Genomic DNA, 11,679 nt, shown 5'->3' with positions numbered 1-11,679 from the left:
GGGGAAGAGGGGTGGGTGGCTATGAAGATGCGTTTTCCATTTTTTGTGTTGAAGTGGAAGAGTCACTGGAAATGGCGTCCATCGGAGCGCTCTTTGTGCATAAAGAAATAACGACGAGGGCTGCCACAGAGAACGGCAAAGCAACAACTACTGAATTAACCCCTTCGCCGAAGATCTCCCAGCCGATCGTTACGGTGACTCCGACGATCATCGACGTGATAGCACCTGATCTTGATGCACGACTCCAGAAAAGGGCAGCCCAAATGACCGGCGTAAGTGCAGCTCCGTACACCGTGTAGGCGTACATCTGCAGAGACAGGAAGGTGGGAAAGAAACTACTTAAGACATAGCCTAGAATTGCAATTACGATCACAGACACTCGGGCAATGCGCAATTGCTGCCCAGCGTCCAAGGTGTCAGTCGATTCTGGTTTTTTATTTCGATGTTGGCCGAGCAGGTCGAAGACGACATTGCCAGAGCAGGTCAGTAGATAAGATGACCCTGTTGTGATGACAAGCGCTAAAGCTGCCGCAAGGATGATTGCCCCAACCCCAGTAGGTGTGAAATCTTCCGCTGCTAGTCCCAATACAGCCATGTCCGGATCTGAGTCTGGGTTAATAATAGATGCAGCGGATGCGAGCAAAATGACCGGAGCAATAATGAATAACCCGCCGATGAAGAAAAATATTGTTGCTCGCTGGGCCGAATTTTCACTTTTCGCTGCGGCAAGACGCTGGTGCATATTTTGATCACCGAGGCACAACAAGAAAGTAGGAAGAAAAAATCCCAGAATCTGCAATGCAGTCAGGTTTCCAGTTACAGATTTCATACTTGGTTCTAACCGGTCAACGTATGAACCGAATCCACCGAAATCCTGAATAAAAATATATGCGAGTGCGAGCAGCAAACCGATGATAATTAACAAGGCGGAAAGAAAATCAGTCCACGCAACGGATTTCAGGCCGCCGGACATTGCAATAAACGTAATTAAGAAAAGAGAAATAATAGTTCCCTGTGATGCAGAAAGCGGCGTAATCAGACTGAAAATATAACCTGCTCCAGTGAACTGGGTAGCGGCGATCCCGATGAAAGCCAATAACACCAAAATGGTCCCAAGAACACTAGCAGGCCTTCCAAACCTACTACGCAAAAGCTCTGGGACCGTGTGGAATGATTTACGACGAATTGTCTTGGCACCGATACCAAGAATTAGTGCTCCGACGAGAGTTCCGAGGAAGAAGAATATGCCGGTCAACGGCCCGTTTTGGAAAGCAAAGCTCGCTCCGCCGATGATCGAGCCGGAACCGACGAAAGTTGTTAGTAACGTTCCCGCAACGACGAAGCTAGGCAGTGATTGTCCGGCGATGACGAAATCTTCGCCACCGTTGACTTCCTTTTTTCGGGAAAACCACGCTGAAATTGCAATCATTAAGGCAAGGTATGAGATGCAAACGATGACGTTAATCATGTCGCTCCTAAGGGCATAGTGTGACGTGTTTAAGCACACTATGCCCTAGCCCACACCTAAATGCAATAAACGTTGCATTTAGGTGATGTTGAAACGTTTCCAGAGATGTTCCATCTGCTCAAGGCTGTCATGCGCGCTCTTTCCCTGTACATGCACGATTTCGCTTAATACCGCCTGTAAGAACGCAACTGCTGCGATCGTTGATGGGAAAATGCGGCCACTGTCGACAGGGAGCGGAATAGTTTCCAACCCTGGATACTTTTGGTGGCTTTGGCTATTTCCAATTTTGAACACATTTTGAGTTTTTTCGCGGGCGAATTCACCGAAACTATCGAGAACTTTCGAATATTTCCAAAGGGAGATGATGATTACAGTATCGGCGGAGGTTACGGCATTAATTGCATTGATCTGCTCGGACGGTGCCCCGAAATGTCCAGTGCAGTGGATCCCGAGAAGCTGTGCATTATGAACAAATTGCTGGCCAACTCCGCTAAAAGTGCCTGTAGACAGAATTATTGTTTTCTGCGAGCTGGTAATTGATGAGGTTAGGCGTTCGATAGTTTTTATGTCTATGGTCTCGGCTAATTCTTGCAGCTTTCGTGCATCCTCAAGTATGGAATCTAGTCCGTGTAAAGGGGGGTTTGTGCTTGTTCTCCCGATTATCTGGCCGGCGGACAAATCTTCTAAGAATACGGCTCGGTAGTCGATACTGAAAGACGTCCAGCCTTCGTATCCAAGGAATTGAGCGGTTCTGACGACGGTTGCTGGATTAACTTTAGTAGCAATAGCGATTTCTTGGACTGTGGAAAATGCAGCGTCGTGCGGCTGTTTTGACAGGTAGCTTAGTACGGAGGATATGGCGCGTGATGGCTTTCTATCGGCGATTAGTGAACGGATCCACTGTTCTGGCTTTGAAGACACTATTGCAATATCCTTTGCAAAAATCGGGCTTGTCAGTAGTCTGTCTTAAAGATATTCGAGACAAGTTTAAGCGATGTTGGTGTGTGCTGCACCGAAGGGATTGGTTCAATGCGTAGTCAAGCAGTACGGGGTTTTCGTGAGGATAAATGGGCTCGGGGAATAATCAATGTGCTTCAAACTGAGTACCCATCATCGATGCATCACGTTAGCGAATCGGCAGATGATGTCTCCATTGTGCCGAGTCAATTGCATCCGAGTTTTTGGGGCGCATTTGATTGGCATTCGAGTGTTCACATGCAGTGTACCGCGGTGCGGATGTTGGGTAACCTGTCCGACGAACAGACTAAAACTGAGCTCGTTACCTTACTGGATGATCGGCTAACTACCGACAAACTTGAGGCTGAGCGACACTATTTGCTAACAAACCCTGCTTATGAACGCCCATACGGATGGGCCTGGGTGATGCAACTCGCTGCGGAGTGTGCTCGTTCAAAACAGCCTGAAGCGAAGCACTGGCTTCTGGCATTGACGCCGCTGGTCCAGACAGTGGAAGAACTTTTGATGGAATGGTTGCCGACTATGTCAGCCCCGATTAGACACGGCGTTCACGATAACACAGCGTTTAGCATGTATCTTGCTTTCGAAGCCGGCCAAATTTTGTGCTTGCACGACATGAACGCAGCGATTCGCAAATATTCCCGGCTTTGGTTCGAGAATGACGTCAATTACCCGGTACAGTGGGAATTTAGCGGTCATGACTTTCTCTCAGCGGGTTTAACCGAGGCGTTACTTATGCGGGAGGTGCTTGACTATAATGATTTCAGAGATTGGCTCGGACGATTTTTTCCAGATCAACCTGCCGTAATTGGCCAGTATTTACGTGCTCCGGTAGTTAATGACTTACATGACGGTAAGCAATCACATCTTTTTGGTCTAGCTTTAACTAGAGCTTGGATGCTTTTGGAACTCTCAGATTCATTCTCGAGTTCTCTACAAGGACAGATCCAGAGTGGGATACCGGGACTGAAAAAATTTGCAGAAGATCAATTGGTAGAGGCAGATTTCATGTCTACGCACTGGCTGATTACGTACGCATTACGGGTACAGCTCGCAGAGGAAGAGAGCGTCCAGGTTTAGAAGATTGAGCGGTTCCTACGCTTCTGCAGCTTGTTTAACGACTCATTTCGCAGTCTCGATAATGGGGTGTATGTGATTTGGTTGTTTTGCTGAACATTTATCGGGCTAGGGCCTACCCCCGGAAAGTGGACACGGCGGGGATTAACTATGCTGCTTTAGCCAGTGTAGCTAAAGTCCCAGCTTCAAAGTCATCAATCAGGAGCTACAAGATTTCACCAGGAGTGCCGCCTGCGTGTGTTGTAGCGCATGCACCATCGAAAGCTTCCTTGCTGAAAGCTATTCGGTCATCGTCAAACCATCGTTCGTTGTATATTCTGGTTAGGGCATCATGGATACAATTTCGGAGAAGCACTTCGAGATGGTCAATGTTGGCAAGATAGGTCTTCGAGAGATGAGTATTCCAACGGTGTAGCGCTTCTGGCGTTGAATGGTCGGCGTACCGTGTCATTCGCGCAGAGGAAAACCACTGAAATAGCGTAACGGGGCTGGTCTTCGATAATTCATGTTGGGAATGTTAATCTTTAAACCGAAAGCCCCGGAACGATCCCTGCACTACGGAAGTAGGAGTAAATCGCTGGGGTTATTGATATTTCGGGTTATGGGTTAAGCGACAAAAAGGTAATTTCTTCTGGCACTGCCGACTAAACTGTGGGCTAAACGCGGAGGTTTAACGAAGCCAATGTGATGCTAATCATTTCCTTGGCGAGTTTGTTCATGTAATAATGGGCGCATCAAGAGCTTCGTCCTGAACGCGATTTTAGCCCGTGATCAATCCCGAAAGCCGAGAAGGAGAGAGGATGTCAGATGAGGACTCCACATCTGCACAATCAGAATGGCCGGGTGATCGCTCGGTTGAGCGACGGCAGAATCGTTCGAGAAGCTCAGATTCACGATCCGGCCGAGAGCTTAGTGAAAGGTTGGGAAGAGACCGGGAGATATCTTCGCGAGGCGATCGACGGCTACAAAACCAAGACGATGAATTAACCAATCCCGATACCATAGAACTTGATCGTTCACAACGCTCCAGACAAGTAAGCGTTACTCGCATTGCCCCGCTGCCCACGCCTGCAGAACTAAAAGGCTACGACGATATCTCGCCGGGGCTGGCGAACCGTATCGTAAGAATGGCCGAGGAATCCTCAGATGCCGCTGCATCTGCGACACGATCGAATGCTGAAGTTAACAACGCGATTGCGGATTCCATCCGTAGTGAAGCTGCGTCATTAAAACGCGGGCAGTGGATATTTGCTGCACTTACAATTCTTTTCTTAATCGCCTCAGTTTTTCTTGAAGTTTTAGATCGGACACCGTTCGCCACTGGCATGGGGGTGCTCGGTTTTCTTAGCTTGGTTGGAATCATTCTACGCCCCGTGAGCGCACCGCGATGGCGATCCGACAAAGATGGCGATAGCCAGAACTCAAGTTAACAAAAGCAGTTAACGCTGTGCCTACACAGCGTGAATACAGTATTTTGTGCGGTGTTATTCATCTAGTTTAATTTCTTATATGGCTGAAACTATCGCGCGCCTGATGCATTGGCGCCTGCACCTAGTCGTGTTGGTGCTCGCATGCCTGGCAGAGGTCATCGGCATCATCCAGATCGACATCGGCATCGGCGCGGTGGTTTTGCTGCCGCTGCTGTACGCGTTTTTCTTCTCGCTGCTGTTCAACCCGAATATTGTTTCTGGTCTGGGGAATCTCGTCGGCAAGCAGGGCGCAGGTATTGCGCCGCGGTGGATTCTCATCTGCATGATGCCGTTCATGGCGAAATTCGCCATCGGCATTGGCCCGCAAATCGGCGACATCATCGCAGCCGGGCCCGCGTTGATCCTGCAAGAACTCGGCAACGTTGCCACACTGCTGATCGCCATGCCCGTGGCCGTGCTGCTGTTCAACATGGGGCGCGAAACCATCGGTGCGACGCATTCCATCGCACGGGAACCAAATATCGCGCTGGTTGCGGATAGATACGGTCTGAAATCCTCCGAAGGCATCGGCGTGATGGGCGTCTACGTCATGGGCACCGTCTTCGGCGGCGTGTACTTCTCGCTGGTGGCCGGGCTATTCGCCTCGTGGGAGCTATTCGATATTCGCTCGCTGGCCATGGCCTGTGGCGTGGGCTCCGGCAGCATGATGGGCGCGTGCTCCACGGCGTTGGCAGAAACCGTGCCGGATGCCGCCAACGAGATCAGCGCATTCGCGGCCACCAGCAACCTGCTTACCTACGGCACCGGATTGTTCGTCTCCGCGTTCATCGCGCTACCGCTAGCAGAACGCCTGTTTACGGTGCTGGCGAAAGTACGACGGCAGAAGGTGTCGGCAAGCAACTTCAGCGCATACACCGACGAAGAATGGGAATCCGGCCAAGAAGGCGACACCGAGCTTCCGATCCGCACAGTCCTGGCTGCGCTGGTGTGGGTGTGCGCGCTGGCGCTGGTAGTGAACTGGGTAAAATCCGGGGTAAACCCGCTGGCTGCCGCACCAGGCATGGTGATCCTCTACGCCTGCTGCATTGGCGGGCTGCTGATTACGAAGTACGTGCGCATCGGCGTGCCCAACGTGGCGTGGATTTCCGTGGTGGCGATCCTGGCAGCGCTGCCGTTTTTGCCATGGTCGGAAGCATTCATTGCCGCGACGGATCAGCTGAATATGTTGGCACTGCTCACCCCGGCGTTAACGTATTCCGGGTTGGCGATCTCGCGCACGGAAGTCTCGATCTTCAAAAAATCCGGTGTGCAGATTGCCGTGATCGCCCTGCTGGTGTTCACCGGCACCTTCGTGGGATCCGCCGCGATTGCGAATGTGTTGTTGTAGCGGGACTGTCGTGGCGGGCCGTTGCGGCTGGCTTGTAAAAAGGACTGGATAGCTGAATTTGGAAGGAGCAAACTTCATGGATGCTGCTAGCGCGGTTACTACGATCATGGGCGACTACGCCTCGGTGGAGCAGTGGCAAACCGAGATTTACCTGGACCTGCACCGCAACCCCGAGCTGAGCATGCAGGAGGTACGCACGCGCGGGGTGATCGCTCGTGAGCTGGAGGCGCTGGGGTATCGCGTCGATAAGATCGGCGGCGGGCTCGTCGGCACGCTGGACAACGGGCCTGGGGCGAAGGTCATGTTGCGCGCGGATTTTGATGCGCTGCCGGTGCGTGAGGAAACCGGGCTGGACTATGCCTCGACGGCAACGGTGGTGAACCCAGAAAACAAGACCGTCCCCGTCATGCACGCCTGCGGGCACGATTGCCACGTGGCATCGTTGCTGGCGATGGGGGCGTTGATGATGCGCCACCGCGAGCAGTGGTCCGGCCGGTTGCAATTGCTGTTTCAGCCGGGCGAAGAGACCGGCGAGGGCTCAAAGTCGATGGTTGCCGATGGTCTGGTGGAGCGCGTCGACAAGCCAGATGTGGTGCTGGGACAGCATGTGTTTTGTGGCCCGGTGCCAGCCGGTCATGTGGGCGTGGTGCCAGGCCCGTTCATGTCGACGGCGGTGAACGTGGATATTACGCTGCATGGGCGCGGCTCGCACGGTTCGATGCCGCACCTGAGCGTGGACCCGATTGTGCTGGCCGCCAACGTGGTGCAGCGGCTGCAGACGATCGTCGCGCGTGAGCTGAGCCCGCACGAATTTGGGGTGGTCACCGTCGGTGTCGTGGAGGCCGGCACGCGCCCGAACGTAATCCCGGAAACCGCGCGGCTGAAGCTGAACGTGCGAGCCTACGACGAAGCAGTGCGCGCACGGATTCTCGCGGCGATCGAGCGGATCACTCGCGGGGAAGCCGCAGCTGCCGGTGCGCCGCGGGAACCGGAGTTCCGCTATTACGAATCCTTCCCGGTCACAGACAACGACGACGTGGTGGCCAGCCGGTTAACCGCGAGCTTCGGACGTGACCTGGGCGAGAAGAACGTGCACCGCATCGAACCACTGACGGCCTCGGAAGATTTCTCCGTGCTTGCCGACGCCTTCGGCACACCGTACTGCTTCTGGCTACTGGGTGGGGCGCCAGAAGGCGTGAACATCCCGAACCACAGCCCGAAATTCGCGCCGGTTCTGCAGCCGACTCTAGAAACCGGAACCAGGGCGTTGGTCTCGGCAGCGTGTGAGTATTTGCGCTGATCAGACGATTGATTGAATTATTCGATTAAAAGTAATGTCGATTTTCAGGCGAAAAATCGACATTAAACATGTCTAATGTCGATTGCGTAAACATATCGGGGGTCACGCTCGTCGCCGGGGAGCCGCCCGCTGTGGGGTGGCGCCCGTCGACACAGCCCACAGCAGCCGATACGGTGAGAGCATGTTGTTTGATTCTCTGCCGCGCCCGAGTGAGCGCATCGCGTCGGGCGTGGCGCACCTGCCGGGGTGGTTGGGCGTCGACAAGCAAGCAGAGCTAGTGCGCGAGGTCCGCGAGATTGCCCGCACATACGCGGATACTCCGATGGCGATGCTGCGCCCGACGTTAAAATCCGGCGGACAAATGAGCGTGTACCAGCTGCATTTAGGCAGGTACTGGCATTATCCGAGTTACCGGTACGTCGACAAGATTGCGGGCACTACCGTCCCGCCAGTGCCAGACAGTTTAGCTGCGTTGGCGCCGGTGGCGTTGCGCGCGGCAGCGGGGGTTGCCGAAGAATTAGCCCCGTGGGTAGAGACCTTCGTGCCAGAGATGGTGCTGGTCAACTACTATCCGCCGGGTTCCGGGATGGGCATGCACGTCGACGAATTTGAGGAATCCCGGGCGCCGGTCATTTCGCTCTCCATTGGCGACGAAGCACTGTTTCGGATGGGACACACCGAATCACGCACCCAACCCTGGGACGATGTGACGCTGTGCTCCGGCGACCTGGTGGTTTTCGGCGGGCCGAAGCGTTTTGCTTATCACGGGGTAGTGCGCGTGAATGAGGCGACGCTTCCCGACGGCTGTGGGCTCGACGAAGGCCGGATTAATATCACGATCCGTCAGGTCTCTGTGGCGCCGAAGGGACGGGAGCGCTAAGCAGGCGATACCCGCAGTCTGTGTTTTGGGGGCAGGGGCGCTAAGAAGACGACAGCCCTAGGCTGGAGCCACCGCCACCAGGCGTGCCTAGCGGCCCGCGTGGTTGCTCAGGTTTTGGATCCTTGGGCTGTGGATTCTTGGGTTTGGCGACGGGAGGTGCGGGCTCGGTGCTTGGATGCTCGGGCTTGGTGACGGGGCCATTCTGGTGTGGGGCAGTCGGGGAAGTCTCGGCCGGGGTGTCGCTAGCGCTCGGCTGCGCTGGGGCAGCGGTAGTCTGCGCAATCCAATCACCTAGCCCATGCAGCGAAGCAAACAGCGAGTAGCGCCCACCACCCTGGCGAGCCTTAAACGAGGTCACCCCGGCAACCTCACCGTCGATGAACAACGGGCCACCGGAATCGCCGCGCCCTGCTTTTGCCTCACCCAAATACTGCACGACGAATGCGTCATGAGCGCCCTCGTTTGTGCCCGGGCGGATTCCCGGCGTCGTGCGACCGACGGCAGCTTGGGCAAATTGCAGCGTCTCTTCCGTTCCAGCGCCCCAACCATAGACACTGCCGGTAGTGCCAAACTCCACCGCGTCGCGGCGAACATTCTGAATCATCTTTTCAGGAAACGCCGTGCTCACATGCACCAAAGCAACATCACCATGCGGTGCCCACACAGCATAATCTGCCACGTATTGGTTTTCTGCACGGTGCTGTTGTTCGCGGGTTGCGCCGGTGTAGACGGTGCGCTGAACATCAGGGACTTCCACGCAGTGCTGGGCAGTAAGAACCCATTGGGCAGCAACCACGGTGCCAGTGCAACTGGCTACTTGGACCACGCCTTGGGCAGCGGCGTCGGTGGTGGCAACATCGGTGCCATTAGTCAGCGCGGTGGCTGTTGCCGCTCCGATAAAGCCGACGGCACCAGCTAGGGTGGCAGCCAAGATATTGCGCACTCATTCATCCTTTTTACTCGTCGCCGGAGCAGCAGCGTGTTCGCAGGGCTTGGTTCTAACTCTCTGATGTTTTAACGCTCTAATGATAGAACTAAGCCTAAGCAAAGTAGAAACATTGCTAGTCGAAATATGCTTCTTCCTAGTTTCCAGATCCATATCCCTATCGCGGGAACCCAACTCGCTATTGTGGTTTCTGAACAAATAAAATTACCGTGGCTTGCTTTTGTAGGAGTATGTGCATGAACCCGATTACCGCGCGCCCGCGTCGTTATATCTCGCTGTTTGCGAGCGCGCTGATAGCTGGCACCGTCATAATTGTGCCCGCGGCGTCGCCTGCGCAGGAGGAGGCCGTCGCAAAGACAGCCCCGTTTCACGCGAGCACCACGCACTTCGCCCTGCCATTCGAGATCCCGCAGCTGCAATTGCCTGCGCCGAAACTCTCCAGTGAGCACGACGAGGGGGCAGAACACAGCCCGCTGAGCTCGATCGGCGCCACCCCGAAACACCACGACGGCGCACCGGTGCCCAAGCCTTTCGACGCAACCTACCTCACCGGTTATATCTCCGATATCTCGTCTTACCAGTATGGCATTTACTACGAGGTGGTGCGTGAGTTCAAAGACCTGCGCAGCAATCACCCGGATGTCATGCGTAAAAACCTCGATATCGTCGTTGACTACAACAACAACGCACAGCCAGAACGCGTCGACAAGGCCATCCGTGATGCGTTGGCCGATAAAGATGGCGTTCTGTTCACCGCAGCCGAGGCACTTGGCAACGAATTTGGCCAGCACTTCTTGCAAGCCCTGCACGAAAAGCGGCTGCCGAAAACCGAGTTCCTGCTGGGCAACGGTTATGCCGCCCGCGCCGGTGGCATAGCGAGCTGGGGGCGAGCCGAAAAGCTGCTGTTCAACAACGACCGCCCATTCGTCCAGGCCCCGGAGCGCATCACGCGGCATGAGTCACCGGAGCGCTCGCTTTACGACGGCTCCAGCAAGTCGTTCCCGTCCGGGCACACCAACCAGGCGACGTGGATTACCACTTTGCTGGCAATGATGCTGCCGGAAGTTGGTACGCAATTGTTGGCCCGTGGTTCTGAGGCCGGCGAATCACGCTTGGTGATGGGCGTGCACTTCCCGCTGGACGTGATTGGTGGGCGGATGACTGGGCAGGCCGCGGCGGCGGATCGCTGGAATGATCCGAAAATGCGCGATGCTTTGCTGCAGGCCCGCGAAGAGATCGTCGCAGAGATGGAATGGCGCGCGGGCAAACCTTTTGCCGAGATGATTGCCGAAGACTCGCATGCGCTCAGCGACCAGCAAGCAGAAGCCGATTACACACGACGCATGACCTACGGCTTCACACCAATTTTCGCGACCGATGAACCGGTGCATGTCCCCACAGCGGCACCAGCGTTACTGGAAACCCGCTTCCCAGAACTCAGCTACGAGCAGCGTGCTGAAGTACTGCGCCACACCGCCTTGCCGTCCGGCTACCCACTGGATGATCGCGACCCAGCCAAAGGGGACTGGCAGCGAATTAATCTAGCCCGCGCCTGGAATGCACAGGTAAGCATCGGCGCGGGCGGGGAAGTAGTGGTGAAATAAGTTAGTCGTCGAAGATGACTTCTGAGCTCCAATTTCTCCTCCACCACCGTTTGAGTCGACCGCGTAAGCTTTTATCCTCAGGCGGTGGCGTACCCTTTTGAAGCTTATCTGTGGCGCCTGGAGGGACAGGTTCTTCGGCTAACTCGTAGACATAGCGGGGGAGTATGTCCCCTGTAATTTTGCTGCCGGAGACCGCCGCTTGAGCTTTTGCTCGAAGTACTCGTGGTTCGGTTTCTCTAAACATCTTCATCTCCTCCCGGGCGCTGCTCTTCATTATCGTCGTCGATGAATTCATAAGCAATGCCAGCAATAAGAGATTTTTCAGTCTTTGTAATTAATGCGCTTTTATTCAGTACGTTGATGTTGCGCCACGCAGATTCACGCACGTACAGGTTGTCGCTGGTTATGTTTTCCAGTGACCAGGTATAGCGTTTCCACCATTCAGACCGGTTATCGCTATGGGTCCTCTGCTGGATTGTGGCAACTAGCCCTATAAGGCCTGCTAATGCAACAACTAACTGTGCTACTTGCAGAACTACTTCTGCCGTATCCATAAAAATCCCCCGATTATTCTCACAAGCTCTAGCTCACAATAAAGCATAGCTCAGA

Annotated in this window: 10 protein-coding genes; 6 read left to right on the top strand and 4 right to left on the bottom strand. The window is 54.6% G+C overall.

Features of this window, described 5'->3' with window-relative positions; genetic code table 11:
* Positions 1-19: 19 nt before the first annotated feature.
* Together U1140_RS09000 and U1140_RS08995 are read right to left on the bottom strand one after the other, a co-directional pair.
* Complete coding sequence (locus U1140_RS09000) at positions 20-1,468, bottom strand: sodium:solute symporter family protein (RefSeq protein ID WP_284611830.1); 1,449 nt, start codon at positions 1,466-1,468, stop codon at positions 20-22.
* Between the two features lie 78 nt (positions 1,469-1,546).
* Entirely contained in the window at positions 1,547-2,389 is an 843-nt protein-coding gene (locus tag U1140_RS08995) for a MurR/RpiR family transcriptional regulator (RefSeq protein WP_369847319.1), read from the bottom strand.
* A gap of 108 nt (positions 2,390-2,497) precedes the next feature.
* On the opposite strand from U1140_RS08995, the gene U1140_RS08990 reads away from it, so the two are divergent.
* The 5 genes from U1140_RS08990 to U1140_RS08970 all read left to right on the top strand — a co-directional run bounded on the left by U1140_RS08990 (position 2,498) and on the right by U1140_RS08970 (position 8,520).
* Positions 2,498-3,526, top strand: a complete 1,029-nt coding sequence (locus U1140_RS08990) for a DUF2891 family protein (RefSeq protein ID WP_369847317.1) — start codon at positions 2,498-2,500, stop codon at positions 3,524-3,526.
* 797 nt (positions 3,527-4,323) lie between these two features.
* Positions 4,324-4,953, top strand: coding sequence for a DUF2335 domain-containing protein (locus U1140_RS08985; RefSeq protein ID WP_369847315.1), 630 nt, complete (start codon positions 4,324-4,326; stop codon positions 4,951-4,953).
* A 79-nt stretch (positions 4,954-5,032) separates the two neighbouring features.
* Complete coding sequence (locus tag U1140_RS08980; protein ID WP_369847312.1) at positions 5,033-6,340, top strand: DUF3100 domain-containing protein; 1,308 nt, start codon at positions 5,033-5,035, stop codon at positions 6,338-6,340.
* A gap of 76 nt (positions 6,341-6,416) precedes the next feature.
* Positions 6,417-7,640 (top strand): amidohydrolase, encoded by a 1,224-nt coding sequence (locus tag U1140_RS08975; RefSeq protein WP_369847311.1) that lies wholly within the window; start codon positions 6,417-6,419, stop codon positions 7,638-7,640.
* Positions 7,641-7,821: 181 nt separating this feature from the next.
* Positions 7,822-8,520, top strand: coding sequence for an alpha-ketoglutarate-dependent dioxygenase AlkB family protein (locus U1140_RS08970; RefSeq protein ID WP_369847310.1), 699 nt, complete (start codon positions 7,822-7,824; stop codon positions 8,518-8,520).
* A 40-nt stretch (positions 8,521-8,560) separates the two neighbouring features.
* Here the strand turns inward: U1140_RS08970 and U1140_RS08965 are convergent, their stop codons facing one another.
* On the bottom strand, positions 8,561-9,463 hold the full coding sequence (locus U1140_RS08965) for a trypsin-like serine protease (protein ID WP_369847309.1): 903 nt from the start codon (positions 9,461-9,463) through the stop codon (positions 8,561-8,563).
* A gap of 239 nt (positions 9,464-9,702) precedes the next feature.
* Between U1140_RS08965 and U1140_RS08960 the strand changes: the two genes are divergently transcribed.
* Positions 9,703-11,070 (top strand): acid phosphatase, encoded by a 1,368-nt coding sequence (locus tag U1140_RS08960; RefSeq protein ID WP_369847308.1) that lies wholly within the window; start codon positions 9,703-9,705, stop codon positions 11,068-11,070.
* A 236-nt stretch (positions 11,071-11,306) separates the two neighbouring features.
* Here U1140_RS08960 and U1140_RS08955 read toward each other — a convergent pair whose 3' ends face one another.
* Positions 11,307-11,624 carry a hypothetical protein gene (locus tag U1140_RS08955; RefSeq protein ID WP_284848731.1) on the bottom strand — a complete coding sequence of 106 codons (318 nt, stop codon included), beginning with the start codon at positions 11,622-11,624 and terminating at the stop codon, positions 11,307-11,309.
* Positions 11,625-11,679 lie beyond the last annotated feature (55 nt).

Origin of the sequence: Corynebacterium drakensteinense, assembly GCF_041224285.1 — a bacterium.
Lineage (GTDB): Bacteria > Actinomycetota > Actinomycetes > Mycobacteriales > Mycobacteriaceae > Corynebacterium.
This window is presented reverse-complemented; position numbering and strand designations above follow the sequence as displayed.

What these genes read in the sequence shown, in the direction of transcription:
- U1140_RS09000 (WP_284611830.1), bottom strand. Translation starts at nt 1,468, where the DNA reads ATGATTAACGTCATCGTTTGCATCTCATACCTTGCCTTAATGATTGCA.
- U1140_RS08990 (WP_369847317.1), top strand. Translation starts at nt 2,498, where the DNA reads ATGCGTAGTCAAGCAGTACGGGGTTTTCGTGAGGATAAATGGGCTCGG.
- U1140_RS08985 (WP_369847315.1), top strand. Translation starts at nt 4,324, where the DNA reads ATGTCAGATGAGGACTCCACATCTGCACAATCAGAATGGCCGGGTGAT.
- U1140_RS08980 (WP_369847312.1), top strand. Translation starts at nt 5,033, where the DNA reads ATGGCTGAAACTATCGCGCGCCTGATGCATTGGCGCCTGCACCTAGTC.
- U1140_RS08975 (WP_369847311.1), top strand. Translation starts at nt 6,417, where the DNA reads ATGGATGCTGCTAGCGCGGTTACTACGATCATGGGCGACTACGCCTCG.
- U1140_RS08970 (WP_369847310.1), top strand. Translation starts at nt 7,822, where the DNA reads ATGTTGTTTGATTCTCTGCCGCGCCCGAGTGAGCGCATCGCGTCGGGC.
- U1140_RS08960 (WP_369847308.1), top strand. Translation starts at nt 9,703, where the DNA reads ATGAACCCGATTACCGCGCGCCCGCGTCGTTATATCTCGCTGTTTGCG.
- U1140_RS08955 (WP_284848731.1), bottom strand. Translation starts at nt 11,624, where the DNA reads ATGGATACGGCAGAAGTAGTTCTGCAAGTAGCACAGTTAGTTGTTGCA.